Source organism: Leeuwenhoekiella polynyae (assembly GCF_004104075.1).
GTDB lineage: Bacteria > Bacteroidota > Bacteroidia > Flavobacteriales > Flavobacteriaceae > Leeuwenhoekiella > Leeuwenhoekiella polynyae.
Genome location: NZ_QOVK01000008.1, coordinates 1 through 24829, shown reverse-complemented (window position 1 = coordinate 24829; position 24829 = coordinate 1). Strand labels below are relative to the sequence as shown.

21 protein-coding genes are annotated in these 24829 nt (G+C 39.5%); 10 read left to right on the top strand and 11 right to left on the bottom strand.

The features are described 5' to 3' along the window. Window positions 1-40 precede the first annotated feature (40 nt). The 3 genes from DSM02_RS10435 to DSM02_RS10425 all read right to left on the bottom strand — a co-directional run bounded on the left by DSM02_RS10435 (window position 41) and on the right by DSM02_RS10425 (window position 3452). Complete coding sequence (locus tag DSM02_RS10435) at window positions 41-994, bottom strand: D-2-hydroxyacid dehydrogenase (RefSeq protein WP_128765580.1); 954 nt, start codon at window positions 992-994, stop codon at window positions 41-43. A gap of 31 nt (window positions 995-1025) precedes the next feature. After that, complete coding sequence (gene serC, locus DSM02_RS10430; RefSeq protein ID WP_128765579.1) at window positions 1026-2090, bottom strand: 3-phosphoserine/phosphohydroxythreonine transaminase; 1065 nt, start codon at window positions 2088-2090, stop codon at window positions 1026-1028. Window positions 2091-2390: 300 nt separating this feature from the next. Beyond that, on the bottom strand, window positions 2391-3452 hold the full coding sequence (locus DSM02_RS10425; protein WP_128765578.1) for an acyl-CoA reductase: 1062 nt from the start codon (window positions 3450-3452) through the stop codon (window positions 2391-2393). Between the two features lie 140 nt (window positions 3453-3592). Between DSM02_RS10425 and DSM02_RS10420 the strand changes: the two genes are divergently transcribed. The 7 genes from DSM02_RS10420 to DSM02_RS10390 all read left to right on the top strand — a co-directional run bounded on the left by DSM02_RS10420 (window position 3593) and on the right by DSM02_RS10390 (window position 11819). Then, a complete protein-coding gene (locus tag DSM02_RS10420; protein ID WP_128760548.1) occupies window positions 3593-3943 on the top strand; it encodes a 4Fe-4S dicluster domain-containing protein in 351 nt (116 codons plus the stop codon). A 152-nt stretch (window positions 3944-4095) separates the two neighbouring features. After that, complete coding sequence (ychF, locus tag DSM02_RS10415) at window positions 4096-5190, top strand: redox-regulated ATPase YchF (RefSeq protein ID WP_128765577.1); 1095 nt, start codon at window positions 4096-4098, stop codon at window positions 5188-5190. 526 nt (window positions 5191-5716) lie between these two features. Next, a complete protein-coding gene (locus DSM02_RS10410; RefSeq protein WP_128765576.1) occupies window positions 5717-6361 on the top strand; it encodes a hypothetical protein in 645 nt (214 codons plus the stop codon). 582 nt (window positions 6362-6943) lie between these two features. After that, window positions 6944-8308: a group II intron reverse transcriptase/maturase gene (ltrA, locus tag DSM02_RS10405; RefSeq protein ID WP_128765575.1), complete on the top strand. Its 1365-nt coding sequence runs from the start codon at window positions 6944-6946 to the stop codon at window positions 8306-8308. Between the two features lie 329 nt (window positions 8309-8637). Next, window positions 8638-10968 (top strand): nSTAND3 domain-containing NTPase, encoded by a 2331-nt coding sequence (locus tag DSM02_RS10400; RefSeq protein ID WP_128765574.1) that lies wholly within the window; start codon window positions 8638-8640, stop codon window positions 10966-10968. Between the two features lie 106 nt (window positions 10969-11074). Next, entirely contained in the window at window positions 11075-11491 is a 417-nt protein-coding gene (locus DSM02_RS10395) for a hypothetical protein (RefSeq protein ID WP_128765573.1), read from the top strand. Window positions 11492-11636: 145 nt separating this feature from the next. Next, window positions 11637-11819 carry a hypothetical protein gene (locus tag DSM02_RS10390; RefSeq protein ID WP_128765572.1) on the top strand — a complete coding sequence of 61 codons (183 nt, stop codon included), beginning with the start codon at window positions 11637-11639 and terminating at the stop codon, window positions 11817-11819. Between the two features lie 16 nt (window positions 11820-11835). On the opposite strand, the gene DSM02_RS10385 is transcribed toward DSM02_RS10390, so the two are convergent. Next, window positions 11836-12243: a glyoxalase gene (locus DSM02_RS10385; RefSeq protein ID WP_128765571.1), complete on the bottom strand. Its 408-nt coding sequence runs from the start codon at window positions 12241-12243 to the stop codon at window positions 11836-11838. 286 nt (window positions 12244-12529) lie between these two features. Here DSM02_RS10385 and istA point away from each other — a divergent pair, with 286 nt between their 5' ends. Beyond that, window positions 12530-14083, top strand: coding sequence for an IS21 family transposase (gene istA / locus DSM02_RS10380; RefSeq protein WP_128765570.1), 1554 nt, complete (start codon window positions 12530-12532; stop codon window positions 14081-14083). Between the two features lie 23 nt (window positions 14084-14106). Then, complete coding sequence (gene istB, locus DSM02_RS10375) at window positions 14107-14844, top strand: IS21-like element helper ATPase IstB (protein ID WP_128765569.1); 738 nt, start codon at window positions 14107-14109, stop codon at window positions 14842-14844. 8 nt (window positions 14845-14852) lie between these two features. Here istB and DSM02_RS10370 read toward each other — a convergent pair whose 3' ends face one another. The 6 genes from DSM02_RS10370 to DSM02_RS20505 all read right to left on the bottom strand — a co-directional run bounded on the left by DSM02_RS10370 (window position 14853) and on the right by DSM02_RS20505 (window position 22038). Continuing rightward, complete coding sequence (locus tag DSM02_RS10370) at window positions 14853-16280, bottom strand: ATP-dependent nuclease (RefSeq protein WP_128765568.1); 1428 nt, start codon at window positions 16278-16280, stop codon at window positions 14853-14855. A 7-nt stretch (window positions 16281-16287) separates the two neighbouring features. Continuing rightward, the gene (locus DSM02_RS10365) at window positions 16288-16509 is read right to left on the bottom strand and encodes a hypothetical protein (protein ID WP_128765567.1); all 222 of its coding nucleotides are present in this window, start codon (window positions 16507-16509) and stop codon (window positions 16288-16290) included. 110 nt (window positions 16510-16619) lie between these two features. Further along, window positions 16620-17255, bottom strand: coding sequence for a DUF6266 family protein (locus DSM02_RS10360; protein ID WP_128765566.1), 636 nt, complete (start codon window positions 17253-17255; stop codon window positions 16620-16622). A 1889-nt stretch (window positions 17256-19144) separates the two neighbouring features. Beyond that, on the bottom strand, window positions 19145-19540 hold the full coding sequence (locus DSM02_RS10355) for a lysozyme inhibitor LprI family protein (RefSeq protein ID WP_128765565.1): 396 nt from the start codon (window positions 19538-19540) through the stop codon (window positions 19145-19147). 536 nt (window positions 19541-20076) lie between these two features. After that, the gene (locus DSM02_RS10350; protein ID WP_128765564.1) at window positions 20077-21465 is read right to left on the bottom strand and encodes a sulfatase family protein; all 1389 of its coding nucleotides are present in this window, start codon (window positions 21463-21465) and stop codon (window positions 20077-20079) included. A 231-nt stretch (window positions 21466-21696) separates the two neighbouring features. Further along, on the bottom strand, window positions 21697-22038 hold the full coding sequence (locus tag DSM02_RS20505; protein WP_205875133.1) for a TM2 domain-containing protein: 342 nt from the start codon (window positions 22036-22038) through the stop codon (window positions 21697-21699). Window positions 22039-22299: 261 nt separating this feature from the next. On the opposite strand from DSM02_RS20505, the gene DSM02_RS10340 reads away from it, so the two are divergent. After that, window positions 22300-23187, top strand: coding sequence for an SMP-30/gluconolactonase/LRE family protein (locus tag DSM02_RS10340; RefSeq protein ID WP_128765563.1), 888 nt, complete (start codon window positions 22300-22302; stop codon window positions 23185-23187). A gap of 15 nt (window positions 23188-23202) precedes the next feature. Here the strand turns inward: DSM02_RS10340 and DSM02_RS10335 are convergent, their stop codons facing one another. Next, window positions 23203-24537: a Gfo/Idh/MocA family protein gene (locus DSM02_RS10335; protein WP_128765689.1), complete on the bottom strand. Its 1335-nt coding sequence runs from the start codon at window positions 24535-24537 to the stop codon at window positions 23203-23205. Between the last annotated feature and the right edge of the window lie 292 nt (window positions 24538-24829).

Here is a 24829-nt window from a genome sequence, read left to right as displayed (position 1 = left end):
CCGAATAAAATATTCGGCTTTTGATTTTGTAAATGGATTCTTAACCTTTTAAGATTGAAGAGATCTGATCTGCTAGTTCAATACCAATGCGGTCCTGAGCCTCGTTAGTCGCAGCACCAATGTGCGGAGATAAAGAAATCTTAGCATGCATAAGAATTTTAATTTCAGGTTTTGGTTCGCTTTCAAATACGTCAAGCGCAGCAAAAGCTAGTTTACCAGAATCTAACGCATCAATCAATGCAATCTCATCTACAACACCACCACGAGCAGCATTTACAAGAGCAGCACCGTTTTTCATCTTTTCTAATTCAGGCTTACCTATTACATACTCCTTCTGAGCAGGAACGTGTAATGTGATGAAATCAGCTTCCTGTAAAACTTCGTCTTTGGACTTGCTTTCAAATTTGAAAGAAACTTCCTGACCGTCAAAGAAATCAACTTTAACCTCAGCTTTTTCCATATAAGGATCAGAATAGATCACTTTCATACCTGCACCCAATGCAACTTTAGCGGTAGCCTGACCAATACGGCCAAAACCAATCACACCTAACGTTTTTCCGCGGAGCTCAACACCTTTAGCATATGCTTTCTTAAGCGCGCCAAATTTAGCTTCACCTTCTAAGGGCATATTGCGGTTAGCGTCATATAAAAAACGCACACCACCATACAGATGCGCAAAAACCAATTCTGCTACTGAAGCAGAAGAAGAGGCAGGCGTATTGATCACGCTAAGCCCTTTATCTTTTGCATACTGAACATCAATATTATCCATACCAACACCGCCACGACCTATTAATTTAAGATTTGGGCAAGCATCAATAAGGTCTTTACGCACTTTTGTAGCACTACGTACTAAAAGGGCGTCAACGTTATTTTCGTTTATATACGTCTCCAGCTGCTCCTGGGCAACTTTTGTAGTAATTACTTCAAAACCGGCTGCTTCTAAAGCATCAACACCAGATTGAGAAATACCATCATTTGCTAAAACTTTCATGTTTTAAATTTTAGAGTTTTATTTTGGTTTGTTAAGCTTTACGCTCTAATTCGCTCATTACGTCAACTAAAACACCAACACTGTGTAAAGGAAGTGCGTTGTACATAGAAGCACGATACCCCCCTACACTACGGTGACCATTGACGCCGCTAATACCTGCCTCTTTAATCATTGTATCAAAGGTTTCTTTCAGGTTGTCTTCGGTTAAGTTAAACGTAGCGTTCATAGTAGAACGATCTTCCTGAGCTGCAAAACCGGTGAATAGTGGGTTAAGGTCTATCTCAGAATAAATAAGCGTCGCTTTTTTCTCGTTTTCTTCTGCAGCTCCACTAATACCACCTTTTGCTTTTAACCAGCGTAAGGTTAATAAAGAGGTGTAAACAGCAAAAACAGGAGGCGTATTATACATACTTCCCTTTGAGATGTGTTGCTCGTAGCTTAAGATATTTGGGATCTGGCGTGTTACCTTACCTAAAATATCTTCTTTTACTACAACCAGTGTAGTACCGGCAGGGCCCATATTTTTTTGAGCCCCGGCATAGATGATGCTGAATTTTGAAAAGTCTAATTCTCTGGAGAAAATATCACTACTCATATCTGCTATAAGTGGCGCATCTGTAACCGGAATTTCTTTTAATTGAGTACCAAAAATGGTGTTGTTTGTAGTAAGGTGTAAATAATCTAGACCTTTAGGAATATCAAAACCTTTAGGTATATAGTTGAAGTTTTTGTCTTTAGAACTTGCAACTTCTACAACTTCTCCAAAAACTTTAGCTTCTTTAATAGCTTTATCACTCCAGGTGCCGGTATTTAAATAACCTGCTTTATTTTCAAGCAAGTTATAAGCTGCCATCACAAATTGCTGGCTGGCACCACCTTGTAAAAAAAGGGCTTTATATCCTTTACCTTCCAGACCTAAAAGTTCAAGAGCAAGTTCACGTGCTTCTTCCATCACGTCAACAAAATCTTTACTACGGTGTGAAATTTCTAGAAGAGAAAGATCAAGATTGTTGAAATTTAATACTGCGTCAGAGGCCTGCTTAAGTACTTCCTGTGGAAGAATACTTGGTCCGGCACTGAAATTATGTTTTTTCATGGATTGAATATTTGGTCTGCTAATTTTGGTTTTATTGGCATCGCCAAAGGGTTTAATACCCCGAAGCTTGCCTCGAAATAGAAAATTTATTTTTAACGAATGCCTCGTGGGCCTGCCTTTGTCGTCAGACAGGCTTGCCTCAAGGTATTTTAATCTGTTGGAAAATTACAGCTTTTAGAACAGAATACATAAGATTCCACGCTTATATATAATGCTGAAATAGCGTTGTCAAAAAGCCATGCAAAGATGCTTAAAAGGGAGCCAATAGAGTCTGATAAATCAATAAATTATTGATAAATTCTAACTAATTTTTAATAAAAACGCAACAGTATCTACACCGTCTGCATAATCATTAAGTTTTGGCTGTTGCGCGTGTCCAAAAGGAATCTCATTTTCTGAAAAACCGTCTGCAACAACACATTGAATTTCAGCTTTGCGATCCCTTAAAAACATTTGGAGTTTTGCCTTTGTGTCGTAGCGCTCATAAAATAGGACTGAAATAGGAGAGGAGAAGTTCTCATCTTCTTTTAAGATCATAAATTCGTTATCCAGAATAGGGAAAAGGCTCATCAAATATACCGCCTTATTATAGTCATAATTATTAGCATATTTATGATGATTGATAATTTCTTTATGCTCAAACATCGCTTTAAAAAATGCATCAAAGCTATAGTCTTGAGGAACAAAAAGCTTAGAAACACTGCGGCAGCCCATCCCAAAATAACTGAAAATATCAGCACCTAAAGCCACCAACTGTTCGTGGGTCTCGTTACCGGTTAAAACTGCCACTGCATTGCGGTTTTTGCGAATGATATTCGGTTTGTTCTTAAAATAGAATTCAAAATAACGCGCAGTATTGTTGCTACCGGTTGCGATTACCGCATCAAATTGAGGAAGGCGCTCCTGAGTAAAAGTGATTGAGTCTTTAAATTGTGGTTCAAGCTGTATCAACACTTTTGCCAGAAACGGAAGCAATACGTGATCATCACTAGATAATTTTGCGATGATCTTGTGCCCGGTGATCAAAACACTTAAAAAGTCGTGAAACCCTACTAGCGGCAGATTTCCCGCCATAATCACGGCTACTTCTTTAGCTTTGATTGTAGATATGCGGTAAGGTGATAACCACGTGTTGAGCGATCCAGAATTAAGATTCTGGGACCAACTTGTTAATGCTTGTCGTGTATTTTCAGTAGAGAACCAGGCGTTTTGCCGTTTTGCGGTTTCAATAACAGCACGTAATTCTTCATTTAAACTATCAAAATCGTCTAACTGTAAATCGGTTTTTTTGGCATTAGCCATAAAATCCTTTAAAAATTGTCCGAGGTTTGAGAATGCAGTAATTCTTTGGTTTAAATCCATAAATGGTTTGGTAGAGTTATACTCAGGTCTTAATTTTACACCTTAAAAGTTTTAAAGCCTATATAATTAGTAGGATTTATTATATACTTTTAAAATGCGCTTTGAAGCGTCAAAATTACGGATAAGAAAACGATTATACTATGGCAATTATAATAACTGATGAATGCATTAACTGTGGGGCTTGTGAACCAGAATGCCCTAACACAGCTATTTATGAAGGAGCAGATGATTGGCGCTATTCTGACGGTACTGATCTTGAGGGTAAAGTAGTGTTACCTAACGGAAAAGAAGTTGATGCAGAAGAAACTCAAGAGCCTATTAGCGATGAGGTGTATTACATCGCACCCGATAAATGTACGGAATGTATGGGCTTTCACGAGGAACCTCAATGTGCTGCTGTATGTCCTGTAGACTGTTGTGTGCCTGATGAAGATCACGTAGAAACTGAAGAAGAACTTCTGGGAAAACAAGCGTTTATGCATCATAACTAGAATTTCAGATCAACTATAAATTAGAAAAGCCCGGTTTTTACCGGGCTTTTCTATGTAAAACATGGTGTGAATCTGCTGTATATAATGTTTTTCTTTTAACGTGTTTTGTTTTAGATAAGCTTCCTATATTTGCGCCTCAAAATTCTGAAGCCATGAAAGCAGGTATTGTAGGATTGCCTAACGTAGGTAAATCAACTCTTTTTAATTGTTTATCAAATGCTAAAGCGCAAAGTGCCAACTTTCCGTTTTGTACGATAGAGCCTAATGTAGGTGTGGTAAATGTACCCGATCCCCGACTTTCAAAACTGGAAGAGCTTGTAAATCCTGAGCGGGTACAGCCTGCAACCGTTGATATTGTGGATATCGCCGGGCTGGTAAAGGGAGCGAGTAAAGGAGAAGGGCTGGGGAATCAGTTTTTGGCAAACATACGCGAGACCGATGCTATTTTGCATGTTTTGCGTTGTTTTGATAACGACAACATCGTACACGTAGATAACAGTGTAAACCCGGTGCGTGATAAGGAAACTATTGATATCGAGCTTCAGCTAAAAGACTTGGAAACGGTTGAAAAGAAGCTGGAAAAAGTAAAGAAAGCTTCCCGGACGGGGAACAAAGACGCTCAGAAGGAAGAAACCGTGCTAATGCAAATCAAGGAAGGTCTGGAGCAAGGGAAGTCGATACGCGCATTGGAGTTTTCTGAAGATGCTTATGCTGATTATGTAAAACCGTTACAGTTTATTACCGATAAACCCGTAATGTATGTATGTAACGTAGATGAAGCTGCAGCGGTAAACGGAAACGAATATGTTGAAAAGGTACGTGAAGCGGTTAAAGATGAGCATGCTGAAGTTTTGGTACTTGCCGTAGGTACTGAAGCAGATATCAATGAACTGGACGATTACGAAGAGCGCCAGATGTTTTTACAGGACATAGGTCTTGATGAACCGGGTTCTGCAAAACTCATTCGTGCTGCTTACAAATTATTAAAGCAACAAACCTACTTTACAGCAGGTGTTAAAGAAGTTCGTGCGTGGACGATTAACATTGGGTCTACTGCACCACAGGCAGCCGGAGTGATTCATACCGATTTTGAAAAAGGATTTATTCGTGCTGAGGTTATAGGTTACGAAGATTTTGTAAAATTTGGTAGTGAGGCTAAAGTTAAAGAAGCCGGCAAAATGGGCGTAGAAGGAAAGAACTATATTGTTAAAGACGGCGATGTGATGCACTTCTTGTTTAACGTATAAAACAAAGGTCAGGCTGCAGTTGCAGTTAATCATCAATTTCAAAGATAACTCGCCACCACTCAGAGCGACTCGCCAGATTGTTAATGAAATCTTAAATTTTTACTTTTCAAGAGTGGTTTTCATACACTCTTCATACACTATCCTAGGCTTTGCTATGCCTTTGCCTGGGAGTTGCCCTACTTTAGGGCTGAATTAGCTTTAAAATTAAGGGTAATTCTAGTATAGCTATAAACTTTGTTTTCTTAACCCTGAAAGCACTATACAGATTTAGAGGATTACGTCTAAGACAAATGGTTATTTTTATAAACACAACTTTAAAGTGTTGATATCCCGACGAAAACTTTGATAATCAACTATATTTGTTATGATATAACAAGTTGCCAGTAATTCCCCACACAAGAAAATCTGTTAATTTTTTGGGCTAACGACAAAAGAAAAGTAAGGAAAAAGTGGGCAAAAATTGATAAATTAAAAAATTCAACTTATCGACAATCCTAAACTAAATTTGACATTAGTCCGAATTTGAATGAAACAAATATTTCTTTTCATATTAATCTTTTTGACCTGGAATCTATCTGGTCAAAATACTGTAGTAGAAGAATTTATAAATCAGATAATAAAACTGGAGGCTCCCGGCAATTACAACTATTATTGTCTTGCTCCACAAAGTCGAACACAAGGAGAAGACGGTCAAGCTATAGATTGGAGAGATTACAATTTAGAAAATATTAGATATTTAACTGAGGGCGAATCTATTTCAGGTCCAGAAACAATTAAGAAGGTATATTTCCTTAAATACAACACTCCGGAAACCGAATATGATTCCATTGTAAAAAATAAAAAACCAAATACTCTATATGTGAGAAAAAGATGGTATTGGGGTAAAAAAAGAGTATGGAAAGAAGTTGTTAAAGCTTGGAAGATAGATAAAAACCGACATATAGAGGAACAAGTATTCTACTCAATTTCGAAACCAATTTTTTCAGATAATGGTACTTATGCAAGAATTTCAATATTTAAACAGAAACGATGTAGCGGAATTGGATTTACCGCGCTTTATAAGAATGAAGACGGAACTTGGATAAAAGATATGGAATACGACCATATCAACACAAAAACAGTTATGACCGATTCCTATTGCGGAGAAATACTAGTCTCCTATAAAAATTAAAAACTACTGGCAATAACTAGGTGTTCGTGCGGCCGGTACGGCCTAGCATGAACACCGTGTGTGTGCCCAGCATGGGCATCTTTACTATATCGAAAGATATATTATTAATCTAGAGGGTGCAAGTCCCTTATGGGCAGGGGTAGTGCCTTGAACCATTAGTAAGTCGCAAGGTTGCTATTCGCAAGGATAGGACTGAAGGAAGCGGAACTACAAAACTCGGTACTGACGAACAGAAATCAGATAAGAGGCTATTAGGTTGGATGAGCAAGCACACCATTGTGATGTCCTAAACACTTATAGTGAAAACCAAAATAGTAGATCTGGCAGGGATCGAGTGAAAGAAGATGTTCTTACCTGGGGAGGTCTTCGTAACCACGTGCTGGTATAGCGAAGAAGTCAGCAAAGGTCATAGTACCTAAGGGAAACGAGGTGCAGAAAACTGCACAGGTCTCACAATGGGGGAAGGACTGAACGATAATGGTCTTTAATAAACAGGGGAACGATCTAGTGTTACTGATAGCATTCTTTCTAGCAAGATAGTAGCCTTTGATTAAGCGAGACAGCGAATTGATTTGAGTATTCATGATCAAACAAGTAATAAGTAAAACGAACCTAAACGCAGCCTATCGGCAAGTGTACAGCAATAAAGGAGCGGCAGGAGTAGACGATGTTCAAATAACAGAACTGAAATTCATTCTGAAAGTTCACGGTAAACAGTACGCCCAGCAGATAGAAATGGAACGATATCAGGTAGCTCCAATACTGGGAGTTGAAATACCAAAGAGCAACGGAAAGAAACGTCTACTCGGCATTTCTACAGTTGTGGACAGGGTATTTCAGCAAGCATTACAGCAAGTTCTGCAACCTGTGTTTGAGCCGGATTTCCAACAGCACAGTTATGGTTTCAGACCGAAGCGCAATGCTCACGGAGCTATTGCTCAAAGCCTTGAAAATATCAATTCTGGCTATCAAAACATAGTGGATATTGATTTAAAAAGTTTCTTTGATGAAGTGGAACATTATGTTCTACTGGAATTGATCTACAAAAAGGTGAAATGCAAAGCAACGATGAGGCTATTGCGTTCCTTTCTTAGGGCACCAATACTGATTGACGGTAAATTACAAAAACGTAGAAAAGGAGTTCCTCAAGGATCTCCTCTAAGCCCATTGCTTTCCAATATCCTACTCAACGAGCTGGATAAAGAATTGGAAAAACGTGGCCACCGTTATGTAAGATATGCCGATGACTTTAGTATTTACGTTAAGAGTGAGAAAGCCGCAAAAAGGGTAGGTAATAGTATCTATAAGCTACTGCGCGATAAGCTCCAACTTCCCATAAACCGGGAGAAGAGTGGTATCCGTAGACCTCTAGGCTTTCAAATACTAGGTTTTGGTTTTGTATCGACCTCTAAGAAAGGCGAAAAAGGTAAATATCAACTTGTAGTCAAACCGTCTAAATGGAAGGAGTTTAAAGCAAAGCTAAAATACCTTACCAAAAAGACAAATCCGGTAAGTCTTGAAGAACGTATCCAACGAATCAATATGTTGATCCGAGGCTGGATAAATTACTTTAGACCGGCATCCATTTACTCCAAACTCAAAAAGCTGGAAGAATGGCTTCGTAACCGATTACGGTATTGCATTTGGCATCATTGGAAGAAACCCGAACGTAAACGTAAAAATTTAATACGACTGGGTATTGACCAAGGCCTTGCCTATGCGTGGAGCCGCACTAGAATGGGGGGATGGGCATTGGCCCAAAGTCCTATTCTTCTTACAACGATCACCGTAAAACGGCTGAAGATCAAGGGGTATGTTAGTTTGACCGAATATTACAAGAAAAAAAAAGTTTCATTATCGAACCGCCGTATACGAGATCCGTATGTACGGTGGTGTGAGGGGTGCACTCCGTCATTTGATGGCGGAGCCATCCACTCGATTGACTGAACCGGTTGATTGTCTGTTTGCCCGCTATAAGCCAACAGAGTTATGCAGGCAACATCTGCAGGCTTAGGACTGATGGTTCTGGCTTACAACCTGAAAAGGCTCATCAACCTTGGGATAGCATTCAATACTGCTCTTGACCATTCGATATCACGTGTTATAAGGCTTGCTAAGGCCCTTAGAAGAAGGATATGCAAACTGTATTGCCTAGAGGTCACTCTTTGACTATTATTTAAATTTTATTGGATATCGAACACGCTTCAACTACTTTTAAGGAATAAACAGGTAGTTTTGAGACAGACTGCCGTTATAAGCAATTGTAGAATAGCAACATGACAAACTATAATTTTACAACACTAAATGATAAGGAGTTTGAAGAATTAGCTAGAGATTTATTATCTAGAAAGCTGAATATAGAATTACAGTCATTTAGAACAGGAAAAGATAAAGGTATTGATTTACGCTATTCTACTGTAAGCGATGAGAATGAAATTGTAGTACAAGTTAAACATTATGCAGGTTCTAAATTTTCAAATTTAATATCAGTTCTCAAAAATAGCGAATATGAAAAAATTGAGAAATTGAAGCCTAAACAATATATTATTGTAACAAGCCTACCTTTAAATCCAGACGAGAAAGAAACAATCAAAAGCACTCTTTCCCCTTTTATCCTTTCAACGAATGACATTTATGGTAAAGAAAGTTTAAATACACTGATAAGTGATTATAAAGATGTAGAAGAAAAGTATTACAAGTTATGGCTTTCTAGTACAACAATTCTTACAAGAATTCTTAAGAATGGTATAAAAGGTCGTTCCGAGTTTGTCCAATCAAGAATTGAAAGCAAACTAAAAATATTTGTTCAGAATGAAACTTATAATGATGCTGTTAAAGTTCTTAATAAACGCAATTTTATATTGATTACAGGGGCACCTGGAATTGGAAAGTCAACATTAGCTGATATGTTGACTTATCAGCTCTTAGCTAAAGATTTTGAATTAACATATGTAAGAGCAATAGAGGACGCTGAAGAATCTTATTTAGAAGATAAACAACAAGTGTTTTTGTTTGATGACTTTCTTGGCACAATTACTCTTGACTTAACCAGTTCAAGAAATTTAGATGCTTCAATATCAAATTTCATTCAAAGAGTTAAAAATGATAATAAGAAAAGACTAATTCTAACCTGCAGAACAACGATATTAAATCAAGCAAAAGAGAAGTCAGAAAAGCTAAATAATTCAAAACTTGATATTGCACAGCACGAGGTAAAGATTCAAGATTATTCAGATTTAGATAAGGCTAAGATTCTCTATAATCATCTTTATTTTTCAGACTTAACACAACCGCATAAAAATGTAATATTTCAGAATCAGTTTTATTGGAAAATTATTAAACATCGAAATTACAATCCACGTTTAATTGAATTTTTTACCGATATAGATAGAGTTGAAGATAACGAACAATATGATGTGACTATTACAAATTTCCTTGAAAATCCTGAAAAAATTTGGGAAAAATCTTATGAAAATCAGACTTCAGAAGAGGGGAAAATATTACTTGCAACACTATTTTCATTAAGAGGTTATTACGTTGTAAATGAACAGCAACTTAAAGATGCTTTTGAAAGCAGGTTGGATTATGAAGTAAAATTCAATAATTATACGAAGGCGAGTAATATTTTCAGAAAAACGACAAAGGAATTGCATGATGCATTTATCACTAGAGTTATTGATGCTAAATACAATAGTATTGAATATCGATTTCTTAATCCATCAGTTGAAGACTTCTTAGTTTATTATTATAATCTCAATATTGATATTTATTTTGTTGTATTAGAAGCAGCTAGCTATTTTGAGCAATTCAAAAATAAGATTTCAACAGAACAACCTGCAGACAGGAAAGTTTTATTTGTGTCTGAAAACTACACAAAACTTCTCAGCTTGTTTACAAGAAAAATTGGAGATTTAAAATCATATTCAGGCATTTTAGAATTGGATATTGTTATATGCTTAATACAACTTTTTAAATGGTCAGACATTGAATCTCTTGTTGTGAAATATTTAAAGGAGTGTAGCATTGACTACTTAGATTGGAAGAATAAAAAAGATTTAGTCTTTATATTAAAATATTTTGCAGAAAAAGATATTGTCGATTATTTCCCAATTTCATTAAACCATGTTTTTATAAAACTAACTGAAAACATTCAATCACATTATCTATTGTCTGAAATCCAAGATTTATTCTTGTTTGAAAAGTATTCCGAATTTGTTAGCAAGATGAAAAATTCAAATGTGGAAGAATTTAGTAATTATAGGAATAATATTAAAGAATTTTGGGGTCGCGAGATTGATGTTTATGTTAAAGATGATTGGGATGTTAAGAAAGCCGATAATTTAGAAGATTTAAAAAAAGTTGTTCGTTCTAGGATTAAGGATGCTATTAAAATCAATAAAAAAATTGGGATTTATAATTATATCAAATTCAAGACTTATCAATTTGATTATGAAAAACAGCTGAACGAGAATCTCCTTGAGAAAGAAGCAAATATTAAACAAAGAGGAATAAAGATTAATAAGATTCAACATTCAACTAATCAAAGAGCTGAAATTGATAGATTGTTTAATTATGAACCAAATAAGATAAATGATGAATTAATTTAAAACAAAAGCTTATAACACCGGTAGCCGTTGCACCAGTCTATAATTTGTATAAAACTAATTCATCTAAGCTGCTTTTAAGCGGTTTTCTTTTTTGAAAAACAACAGAATGACTGAATTTGATAAAATTGAATTACTTTTTATAAACAAACTGATAAATAAAATCAAATACCAAAATCTCAGTTTATTTGAATCTAACCAATTTGCGAATAGTCCAATTGGAAATTCTATTCTTGAGAAAATCAAGAATGAATTTGAATCCCAAATTCTAAAATATCATAAGTATAATAAAGAATCTAGAATTGGTGGAATCCAATATGAATTTGATAATCATATTGGAAAATCAATTCAAGAGCGTTTGAATGAAATGGATAACTATTCCTTTCAAGCAATTATCAAATTTGACGAAGAAGAAACACAAAAATTTGCTATGGATATTTTAGGACCAATTGAATACGATCAAGATGAATTTATAAAGTTGGTTGACTTCATTAAAGTAAAAGCAAATGAAAAAACCGGTGGCTAGCACCGGTAAGCGTTGCACAACCCCATAATTCTAATAAAACGTATTTATTTAAGAAAAAATACTAACAATCAATACTTTATTCTGTTTTAAGTATTGTTTTTCTACCTTTAGGGTTAAATAAAAACGAACCTTCTAACATCGAACTATGGAAGAGATCAAACCAAAATGGTACAATAGATATATAGTAGGTTATTTATTGATTTTAGTTCCGCCACTAGGGCTGTACGGCGTTTATAAAAGTGATGTGATCCCAACAAAGTGGAAATATGTAACCTATGGGGCACTTGCTTTAGCTATCTTAGGAGGAGTGCTCATTCATACGTCCTAAGACAGTTTTTACCTACCTATACTGCCATTTCTTTTTCCAACAACTGGATATTACTCTGAATACGTTCGCGCACCAGATTCATCATCCGTTTATTAAGCGCAGACGAATTTTGAATATACGTGCGGTATTCGTCAACTGTGAACTGGCCAATTACCATCCCCTTTAAGCTGTTTCTGAACTTGATGTCCTTTTGAATCGCATTGGCGATATAATCCATCCGGCGTTCAATCGTCAGATTGTAAAACACATTTTTGTGCTTGGTAATGTAATTGCGAAAAGCTTCTACCAGCAGATCATTTTGCAGTTTAACCACGGGTCTGAGCGTACCGTTCTGAAATTGCTCATCTGCACTCATCATGTCATTAACACGGGCAGAAGGTATTTCAGGTCTTAATGCGATTAATTGGGAATCTCGGGTTTCCATAGCGTGAAGTTTTCTAAAATTACAATTATATAAGACGCTTCAAGAATGACGCCAAAAGAGTTGTAAACGACTTATAAACATTTACTCGATAATCGAGTGGATAACTCGGATCAAATTGTGCCACTGATTTCGGTCGGTTAGTGCCAGGCATTTCGGTTTGAATTGTGCCACTTTTGGGTTTTTAGTTAAGCCTGTATCGGTTCGATTTGTGCCAGTTGTATCGGTTTGTTTTGTGCCACTTTAAAAGATCAAGTAAATAATACCTTGTCGCTTAAAACGAAGCGATATGGCCAACACACTTGATCCAATGGACTTAAAACAGATAATATCCTTACACCTCGATGGGTTCAGTAACCGTAAAATTGGAGTTACCCTTGGGATCTCCCGCAATACGGTAAATACCTATATGCGTTTGTTTACCGTTAGTGACTATGCTCTTAAAGAGTTGCTGACTCTTGATAATGCAACCTTAGATAAACTTTTTCCTTCCCACAGCACTATTGACAACTCCCGGTATCAAGAGCTGATGCTCTATTTTAAGGAGCTTAACCAAGCCCGTAACCATCCCGGGTTTACCTTTTTATATCATTATCAGGAGTATGTCTCCCAGTCTAAAAACCCGTATGGCTATACGCAGTTTATGGAACATTACCGCCGTAAATATGCTAAAATCAAAGGCTCGATGAAGCTTGAGCACGACCCCGGCAAGGAACTCTTCATTGATTTTGCGGGTAAAAAGCTTCACATTATTGACAAACAAACCGGAGAATTAGTACCTGTCGAAGTGTTTGTAGCTATTTTGCCCAACAGTCATTACACCTATGTCGAAGCCTGCAAAAGTCAGAAACGCGATGATCTGATCAACTGTTGCCGTAACGCTTTAAATTTTTATGGCGGGGTACCTAAAGCTATTGTCTCTGACAACCTAAAATCAGCCGTTAACCGTGCCAGCAGGTATGAGCCCGAGATCAACCGCAGTTTTAAAGACTTTGCCCGGCATTACAACTGTGTGATCAACCCCACCCGGGGCTACGCTCCACAGGACAAGGCTTTAGTAGAGAATGCTGTAAACCTGGCCTATCAGCGTATCTATTACCCCATTCGTAGGATGAACTTCTTCTCTATAGAAGAGCTCAACAGGGAGATAAAAAAGCAGCTGGAGCATTACAACAACTTGTTGTTCTCCCGCAAGGAATCCAGTCGCAAGGAACTGTTCCAATCGGTGGAGCAACAATACTTGAAGCCCCTTCCAGATACAACTTATGAATTAAAAAGCTACCGAAGGGCAAAGGTCCAGAAAATAGGATACGTGTACTTCTCCCCAGATAAAAGCTATTACAGTGTACCCTATCGCTACATAGGAAAGGAAACCACCTTGCATTATACCCGTTCTTTAGTTGAAGTGTATTACCACTATCAACGCATCGCCCTGCATCAGCGCAATCCCTCAAAAGGCAGTTATAACACCAACAAAGAACACCTGAGCAGCACCCATAAATACTATAGCGACTGGAGTCCTGAATTCTTTAAAAAGAAGGCAGCCTTGCACGGGAAGCACGTGGTGGATTGTGTCGAAAAAATAATCACTGCGGTAGATTATCCTGAAATAGGGTATAAACGCGCTATGGGACTTATTCAGCTTCATAAATCCTACGGCTCACAGCGGCTGGACAACGCCTGTAAAAGAGCTTTACAAGCAGATGCAGCCACCTATCAGCGCATCAAGAACATCCTGAAAAACAATCTGGACAAGAGCTCCCTGTTCTATCAGGATCTGGAAGAAAATAAAACACATATCCCGGAGCACAATAACATACGCGGTGCTTCAGCTTATCAGTAATCTAACCTTTAAACACAGTAACTATGAATAACAATCAGACTATTGAAAAATTAAAAGAAATGCGACTAGGGGCTATGGCTCAGCTGCACTTGCAGCATCTTAAAGACAACCGCATAGCCGGGATCACTGCCGATGAATACCTGGCATTATTGACCGATCACCAGTGGGAAGACCGACACAACCGTAAGATAGAAAGGCTTTTAAAACAGGCGGGATTTAAACAACAGGCCAGTCTGGCTGACATAAACTACTCCCAGAACCGGAATCTGGATAAGAATATGTTTGCTCGATTAGGCAGTCTGGATTTTATGACCAGAAAAGAAAACATCATTCTTACTGGCGCCTCAGGAGTAGGTAAAAGCTATTTAGCTCAGGCTTTAGGGCATCAGGGCTGCATGATGGAATACAAAACCATATACACAAATACCGCAAGACTTTTTAAAAGACTAAAACTTAGTAAAGTGGATGGTACCTATCTTAAAGAGCTGGGAAAACTCATCAAAGCAGACCTTCTAATCCTCGATGACTTTGGCCTGCAGAGTTTTGATAATCACGCAAGGGAAACCTTGATGGATATCATCGATGAGCGGTATAATAAAGCTTCCACAATTATATCCTCACAAATACCCGTATCCGCCTGGTATGATATTATTGGGGAAGGGACTATTGCAGATGCAATTCTGGACAGGATTGTAAACTCATCACACCGCATTGACCTAAAAGGAGAGTCTCTAAGAAAAGGAGCTTTAAAGAACGAGTAACATTAATTTTATATATAATTGCAGTATCTTTTAAAGTGGCACTGTTTGACCGAAACAGCTGGCACCATTACTCCGAAATAGCCAGGGATCAAATATTGTTCGGTATCACCTTCAACAACTAAGAATTTATCATAAAAAAGAAAGTCGCTATTTTTTACATTTAATGATGAATAAATTGAAGTAATATCCTTACAATAGTTAATCTCAGTATATCCATCATTTTTTTGTTTGACACTATTTATCGTGTTCAAACTTGACTTATCAATAAAAATTGTAGAGTGAGTGCTAATTATAGTTTGAACATTTCCTTCTGATAGCTTATTTAAAATATCAAAAAATTCTCTCTGAGCACCTGGATATAAATGTGTTTCAGGTTCGTCAAAAGCCCATATAAATTTATTCAGACTGTCTTGACTAGTATCGGCCTTAGCCTTTATTAATGAAAACCATATTTGTCTTTTTAAGCCCTCTCCTTGATTTTCCAAATGAATCGGACCATCACTATAAGTCTTAGTAACCATTATGTCTGAAATCTTTTCCTTTACATCAAAAAAAACTCTAGAACTTATCCCTTCAACATCCTTAGCAACTTTACTAATTATTTTACTTATTTCTCCAAATTTCTTATTTATTACAATTTCAGCCTCCTTTGCAGAGTCATTGGCTGTTTCTCGTACCGGTTTTAAATGAGCATTTATTTCTTCTTGCATTATAGCATTCGCTGTAGATATGATTTCTTCTAAAGAACTATTCCAATCAAATAAGCTAAAAGAAGGAAACAATTCTTTGTCATTTTTAGAATAATTGTATTCTGTCCAAACTAATTCACATTCTAATGCAGCATAAATTGATCTTAACTTTTCAATATTTGAAAAACGGCCTTTTCCATTTTCATTCTCAATATCGGTTGGTGAGATAGATTTTTCCTTAATTAACTTATTTAAGTTTGTTTGATTCTCATTCCATAATGAATATGACTCATATTCCTTTGTTAGCAGGTAAGTTTGTGTATTACCGTTGTAAAACTCTTTAGCTAACCAAAATTCTTCATTATGGTTAGATTCAAAAGACCATTGTAAATGATTTGAAAGATTTAATTCTTCAAAAAGAATTGCCTCCTCTTCTTGATATTTTAATTTTCCTAATATCAATGTTGACTCCTTTTTAAATGGAAATAATGGCAAATCTTTTCCTAGTAAAATATCTCTCACTTCTTCTTCAGATACTAAAGAGTTTGACAAATCGCTCTTATGGTTTCCCTCTCCATAAAAATTATATTTAGATCTAGGCGATAGTAATAAGTCTATTGCCTGCAAAACTGAAGATTTTCCTGAATCATTTAGGCCAATAAAAACATTAGGTATATCTTCAGAAAATCGGATATCTAAACTTTTGCAGCTTCTATAATTAACTACTATAATATTTTCTAAAAACATAGATTAATTATTTATCATACTTAAACTTAACGTATCTATTTATATAACTGTTAAGACCTCTTCCGTTTTGGGCTAGTTTTTTCATAGCCTCTACATGATTTTGACCTGCTCTTGAGTAGCTATATCTATATGTTCTAATAGTTCCTGAAAACTTTACAACAATATGATCAGCTCCTATTTCAAATTCTGATACATTCGAATCTCCTCCTAAATTTCTATATCTTTTCATAATAATTTTATAAGGAACTAAAACTACCAAAACCCCTCCACTAAAAAGTAAGGAATTCCATAATCCCCTGATTTAAAACTAAAAAAAGGGGAAAAACACCCCCTGTTTTGCTAATCCAGCCTCCCCAAATAGGTAGAGTAGGCATAATCGGTTTCGGCAGCAGTGCTAAAGGTGGTATAGACCTCTAAAGGCTGTGTGCTTAAGGCTTCGGGGAGTTCGAGGGTGTGCGTTGCTGCCACCCGGGTGGCGCAAGCCTTGTAGAACACAAAGTCTTCGGTATCGGGAGCATACAGCAAGACGCTAAGCAGATCGCCGGCTTCGGCAAAAGGCTGTTGGGTGGTTCCCTGCCAGTGCAGCACCACCTGCTGTGCATCGCGCGCCTGCGACACCGGTATATATGCCCGTACCCGCCCCGTACTGATCAATACCTTCTCATAGGCGATGCGCAAAGCTTCCTGCTCGGTCTGGATCACCTGCTCCATATAATAACTGCGCACCGCATCCCGCGCATTGTCCTTCCCAAGGAAATCGGTATAACATTCCTTAAAAATGGGATAGAGCAACCCGGTGAAGTGTTTCATGAGCGCGAACTTGTTCCGGTTTTGTTGTTGTTTAGCACTTATAGGTTTCTTGCTGGGTGTGGGTTTGCTCCGTAAAATGGTTTTGCCGTTACTTTCTTTTACAAACACCACCGGCCCTACCGCTCCGCTTATCATGCCGATTTGATTTTCAATAAACTGTCCCATAGTTTCTGGTATTTAACTGGTTATCAACACTCTAAAGTACTTTTAATTCTTTTAACGTCCTAATATTCAAGGGGTTTTCTTCGGGGTTGATACATAGTTTGTCCATTGTTTCTCCATTCATCCTCCATAAACACTAGAGTTAAATGGTAAAACAATGGAGGATCTATGGGTAATCTATGGTTAAAGTACGAGGGAGTTAAGGGGTATTCTCTTTTTTAAAAGGAGTTTCTTTGGGAATGCGTTTTTTTTATTTCACGAGAACTCGTATATCTCCTAGCGTCGATTTTGATAGTATGTTCTTCTAATCATGTTCTGTTCATTTTCTTTACTCGCGTGATTTCTATTTTAACGGGAGCTCGTGAATCTCCTGTCGTCGATTTGCTTGAGAAACTCCTTCGTCTTTGAGCTTTTATACTTAACCTCAAGTAATGCATTCCTCTCCCTGCGGTCGTCGGATGCAGAAAAGAAAAGAGCCCCTCGCTTCGAAATTTTTCGCTCGATAATCGAGATTAAATTTTTAAGAACTGTCTTGAATCTTGGATTTAGTCTTGTGGTATAAGGCACTCGCTTTACAAAGCCGTTGTACGGTCGAAAACCGGCTTGTCAGCTCCGCGTCTTTATTGCAATTTTTCTAAGAGTAAATTTTACTTAAAATAAAGTAGTCCATTCCAAAGCCAACGCGCCACCTGGCTCATTCGCTAAAAAGGTTTACTAGACCTTTCCTTAACGCTCTGCCCTCACGCCTATTCTGAACCGAGGGAGAATAATTCGTTTAACCCTTCGGGTATGAATAAGTATAGTTTTATTCTTGTATCTACCTTCTACCGTCTCAAGTCTAAGAGAACGCCAGTACCGGCCTATCAGGAGGTTCTCGTTAAATTTGCAGGGAGCGTAGCGTAGCAGGCGGTTCTGTCTGAGGGCGGTGCGCCGCCCGAGTTAAGCGCATGCAGCGGAGGGAGCAAAAAATTTAGAGAAGCTCATGTAAGCCTAGTCCCGATAGCTATCGGGATTGGTTCTTTGGCATCAAGGCAAAAGAACAGAAACACGCTTAGAAGTTAGATTTCTAATGAGGTGTTGATTGATCTCTTATCAGAGATTTGAGTAATGCCTAGTTCTAATTATGTTTGTTCATTTTCTTTGCTTCTCCAAAGAAAACGAACCAAAAGAAAAGAGCCCCTCGCTTAGGAATTTTTCGCCTTAGGCCGAAAACCGGCTTGTCAGCTCCGCGTCGCTACCGCTCCTGTCCTTCGGAGCTTCCTTCGCCTATTCTGAACCGAGGGAAGGACATTCGTTTAACCCTTTGGGTATGAATACGTATAGTTTTAATCTTCTGAATATTATATACAATCTAAATTCTAATAAAACGCCAGTAGTGGCCCATCAGGAGGTTCTCGTTAAATTTGAAACGCTTGCAGCGTAGGGAACGACTCCGGTAACTTCCGAAGATCGTATACCTGTAAGAGTATACTTAGGGCAGGCTTGATCCTGACGTTACTATGCTCTTACCCAGCCTTATCCCCGGGTGGAACACGGGTAAACCTCGGGTGAACCCCGGGTGAACCTTGAGTGAATGGTATTCTAAGATTGTTTTAAGGGATGTTAAAATTTGAGCCTGCGCGGCGGGGCTCATGTAAAGCATATCGTAAAGACACAGCTTTGGACGAACGAAAGCGTTTTGTGGTGTAAATATACTTTATTTGCAAATCCTTGTCAAGCAGCATTTTAAAAAAGTGTCTACACCTGATCAGCGTTATAAACACTACGACAGATCCTACTGAAGGGGTTTCAGCATCGCATCAGGGTTGTAAATCTCTTGTTAGCCTTAAACCTACCGTCAAGCGCTTGCACTAACGAGAGTATTTGGAAAGCCTTTCTGTGGAGTCCACTCCTTACTTCATTTTTACCGATCCTGCACAGACATCGCCCTCTTCTATGCCTTGCAACCAGATCTTTAATTTATCAATCCGTTCCTGGGTCAGGCTTTTTAAGTACGTTGCGCTGCACATCGGTTGAACACTCCCATAATGATGATCCGCATAAGCCGGGTATTTCATGTCGAGTTCGGCATCCCGAAACTGAATCCAGAGGCGTTGGGTCTTCCGTAAGTTTTTAATGAACAAAGGGTCTTGCTTGTATTCCTTTAAAATCTGCTGGTAGACTTTATTGAGTTCGTCATCTACCTCCTGAAAAGACGCAGAAGCTGTCTTATTCATTTCACCCTGCGTTTGTGCAAAACCGCTTAGTGTAAAAGCGAATACGAGTAGGGTTAGTGCATTTTTTATCATACTGGTTTAATTTTTAAAGACGCAAAAGATCGGTCAATTCCGGCTATTTTTGAAGTAAACCGGAGACTCTTATCTTGCAAACGACAGCTATTTAGTTGATCGCTTTACGTTACTAATTTGTATACATGTTTTTTAACGCGTTCCTTAATCTTTTGTTGCTTTTGTAAAGGGAAAAGAAGGGAAGATGAATAGGGGTTATACCTTTTAATGATGTGTTGTTTGATCTCCTAACGGAGATTTGAGTAATACTTACTTTCATTAATGTTTCATTCATTTTCTTTGCTTCTCCAAAGAAAACGAACCAAAAGAAAAGAGCCCCTCGCTTAGGAATTTTTCGCCTTAGGGCGAAAACCGGCTTGTCAGCTCCGCGTCGCTATCGCTCCTGTCCTTCGGAGCTTCCTGCGCCTATTCTGAACCGAGGGAAGGACATTCGTTTAATCCTTCGGGTATGAATAGGTATAGTTTTAATCTTCTGAATATTATATACAATCTAAATTCTAATAGAACGCCAGTACCGGCCTATCAGGAGGATTCGGTTAAGGCATTTTCTCATACCACGCCAGTACTTGTTGCGTTAGCGCTGCGGTGCGTTCGGGTTGTTCGGCAGCACGATTTGTGGTTTCAGAAGGGTCTTTGATGAGGTTATACAACTGCGGGCGGCTGCCGTCATAATCACAAAGCAGTTTCCAGTCCCCCACGCGCACGGCCAAATCCGGTAGGTTTTTAAAGCCGTAATAGTTTTTTCGATCCGGTGGTCTGCTGTAAAAAATAGGAGCTTGCCGGGATCGATTGGCTTTTCCTATGAGGGTTTCTATTAGGTTTTCACCGTCATAATTGACGTTTTCAGGTGCTTGGGCTCCTGTAAATGTTAACAAGGATGGCGTTAGGTCTATTGCTGAAAACACCGATGCGGCATTGCGGGTTCCCTGTGCTTCTTCTTTGATAAAGCCAGGTCCCCAAACGACAAGCGACGAACGGATACCGCCTTCGAACAAATGGGTTTTATAGCCTTTTAAATGCGCCGCGCTTCCGGCACCCAATTCAGGACCGTTGTCTGAGCAGATCAGGATCAGGGTATTGTCGCGTAACTTCTCGTCTGCCTCAATATACTCAAAGAGTTTACCCAATTGCTTATCCATCGCTTCCAACACCGCAAGGTAGAGTCCGCGTTTACCTTGCTCTTTAGCCACTCCATATGCTTCAAATGGAGGCCAGTACGGACTGTGCACATCGTCTGGCCAGACATTTACATAGAAGGGTATATCTGCTTTACTTTTCTCTCCAATAAACTGTATCGCTGCATCTACAAAACCGGTGGTGATCTCCGAGCGTTGCATCCAGGTAACCGGAGATCCCAGATTAACAGCATCTTCCCAAATGCGGCCTAGTTTCCCGGTCTCGTCTTTGGTAAGCGGAAGCAGTTTAGCTCCCATCCCTTCAAAATTGGTTAGCGATTCATCAAAACCGTAATCGGTAATTGGTGGCGCTTCCTTTACATCGCGTTGTCCGCCCATATGCCACTTACCAAAATGACCGGTAGTGTATCCGGCATCCTTCAGGCTGCGTGCAAGCATCGGTGCTTCCGGGTTTAGCCAGTTGGCCATACCCCGTTGTTCATTTACGCGTCTGTTATCTAAATACGAATCGATATTCCACCGTTGCGGATACGTCCCGGTGCTAATGGCTACCCGGGATGGAGAACAAATGGGCGAATTCACATAGAACTGCTCAAAACTGATTCCTTCTGAAGCGAGCCGATCGATATTGGGAGTGGCTGCATCGGTATTGCCGAAGGACGAAAAATCTCCCCAGCCCATATCGTCTATAAATACTAAAATAATGTTGGGTTTGGATACCGGTTCGGGTTGAGAACACGAACTAAAGAGACCCAGGCCCGTAAGTACGGACCACAGTAAACGTTTCATAATAGCGTATTTAAAATCGCGGTTGGTCTCTCGCGGCTTAAAAATAGGATTCTTTTTTTAGAATCAGGGCGTGTTCCCCAGCAAGATCTGAAACTGAGCTTTACCTGTTGACATCAACCACTCCACAGCATCTGTTATTTTAAATATGCGGTTTTGCGTTCTTGTAATGGGTTTGCCAGGTCGCCGGTGTATAACTCAAGTAGAATTGTATACATCCGGAAGCAGGCCCTGCTATTTATAAGGGTCTCCGGAAGCCGCGGTAATAATGCATATCAGATGCAAAATCAGTCCAGGGATTATCAACAAAAAGTAACCTATATACGTAACTATTAGCCAGGCTATACCAGTACCCACATCCCCTTTGTACATTTGACCGACTCCGGGTATAAAAAAACTAAGAAGCGCCGCAACACCCGGACTCCATCTTCTGTACCGCATTACAACCGTATGGTTTTGAGCGGTATGTGTTGCTTGCGTATTTGCATACAACATCTCTCCACAATGCTTACACTTAATGGCATCTCTATTTATACCTTCAGCACAAAATGGGCATCGTTTAGTTTCGTAAGTCATTGGATTAAATAAATAGGTTCCTTTAAATGTAACTAAAACCTATAAAATAAACCTGTATTTTTTTTCTTATTTGAAAGAAACACTCAAAATCAGTTTGCTATATATCCTTGTTTATCAATCGATAACCTTATAATAAAAAAGCATTCCTACAGCACCTGTCTTAATAAACCACCGTGATACACACCCATGGGTAACGGGTGAAAATGGATCCGCCTCCCAGAAAACAGTCCGTTTATACTATCTTTAAACAAATTCGTTTCGATGGTTAAAATTTCCTTAATTGCAGTACTTGCTGTGTTGCTGAGTTCGTGCGCTTCGCAAAACCAACTTGTAAAACCGGGTAGAGAACCGCAGTTGCTGGCCGACACCTTCAGTTTTACCGAAGGACCTGCTGCGGATGCTGCAGGCAATGTGTATTTTACAGACCAACCCAACGACCGTATTTACAAATGGGATGCGCAAGACGGTACTCTTTCGGTATTTATGGAACCTGCAGGTCGTGCCAACGGACTCTATTTTGATACCAACGGAAATCTTTTGGCCGCTGCCGATAATGAATCTGAAATCTGGAGCATTTCGCCCGATAAAGACGTGAAGGTTTTGGTAGCCTCTTTTGAAGACAAACGTCTTAACGGCCCTAACGATATCTGGATCGCACCCAACGGCATCCTGTATTTTACCGATCCGTATTACCAGCGTGACTACTGGGACCGCACGGAAAAAGAACTTGAAGCGGAACGGGTCTATGCGCTAACACCTGAGGGGGAACTGCGTATCGTTGCTGACGATCTGGTAAAACCCAACGGTATCATAGGCACTCCTGATGGCAAAACCCTGTACGTAGCTGATATTGGTGCCGATAAAACCTATGTTTTTGACCTTGCTGACAACGGGGATTTGATCAATAAAAAACTGTTTACAGATCAAGGTTCAGACGGGATGACGCTAGACAGTCGCGGCAATGTGTACCTCACCGGTAAAGGGGTGACCGTTTACGACAAAGCCGGAACGCAACTTGAACACATCGCTATTCCTAGAGACTGGACGGCCAATGTAACCTTTGGGGGTACGAAAAGGCGAACGCTTTTTATCACTGCCCAGCAAGGGGTTTACCTACTGGAAATGGATGTAAAAGGCGCTCGCCGTTAGCTGTTTTAAACCTGTTTAGACTGTTGGTAACTTCCAGCCGTTGTGGTACTGTGCTTGTACCAAAGCATCGGCCTCGGTATTGTTAAACGAACCGCTTGCTGCATCCCAATAGATCTTGTTTCCGGTTTTGTAGGCGATGTTACCCATATGTGCAGTGATCGCTGCAATACTTCCGGTTTCTACGCCACACGCCAGTTTAGACGCATCGTTGTCACGTATGGCGGTTACAAAGCTTTTGGCGTGATTATCCAGGGCATTGCCTTCCGGTTTTCTCAGTTCTACGCGATCTAACTTCGTCACCCACTCGTTGTCTTTGCGTTCTCCTTCCGGAATCACTTCCCAGCCGCCCCGGTTGACTACCAGCGTACCGTTATTTCCGATAAAGGCGATGCCCTCAGTACGGCCGTAAGGACCGCCATCAATACCGGTAGCATGTTCCCACAACAGGTTGAAGCCGTCAAACTCATATACGGTTTGTAAGGTATCCGGCGTTTCAGAAGCATCATCAGGATACGCCAACTTTCCGCCAGAAGCCAAAATAGACTTAGGAGCTTTGGCACCCATCGCAAACAGAGCGATGTCGAGTTCGTGCACTCCCCAGTCGGTCATCAGTCCGCCTGCATAATCCCAAAACCATCTGAAGTTGAAGTGAAAGCGGTTTTCATTAAACGGGCGTTCGGGCGCGGGGCCCAACCACATGGCATAATCCACTCCGGGAGGTGGCGTCGTGTTTGGCTTTTCGGGTACCGGATTCATCCACCCCTGATAGGCCCAGCACTTTACCAGACGTATTTGTCCCAATTTACCCGATTGTACATAGTCAATCGCATCGGCATACTGCTGTCCGCTACGCTGCCACTGGCCCACCTGGATCATGCGGTCTGAAGCATTGGCGGCTTTGAGCATCACGTTACACTCTTCGATACTGTTGGCCAGGGGTTTTTCTACATACACGTGTTTGCCTGCCTGTACGGCATCTACCATATTCAAACAGTGCCAGTGATCGGGCGTACCGATGATCACGGCATCAATATCTTTGTTTTCTAAAAGTTTACGGTAATCGGTATATAATTTGGGGGCTTTACCCGTCATTTTTTGGAGTTCTCCCGCCCGGCGGTCGAGCACCCGCTGATCGATATCGGCCAGGGCGACACAATTTACGTTAGGCAGTTTTAAATGCGCCTGGATATTAGACCAGCCCATCCCGTTACAGCCAATCAGGCCAAAATTCATACGGTCATTGGCACCAAAAAAAGATACCGGATTGGCTAACAGGGACCCGGAAAGTCCCAGTCCTGCAGTGGCTAAAGTGGTTTGTTTTAAAAATTTACGCCTTGGATTGTTGCTCATAGTGGTTGTATTAATATTTCTCGATGTCGTTTGGTTCTTAAATATAGTCATTTTTACTACAACGTTTTTTAGGAACATCTCAATTCTTTTTTACTCCGTACTGATACACTGCAAACATCAGGTTTCTCTAGTTGTAGATCGATCTCCTATCGGAGATTTGAGTAAGATTTACTTCTAATCATGTTCTGTTCATTTTCTTTGCTTCTCCAAAGAAAACGAACCAAAAGAAAAGAGCCCCTCGCTTAGGAATTTTTCGCCTTAGGGCGAAAACCGGCTTGTCAGCTCCGCGTCG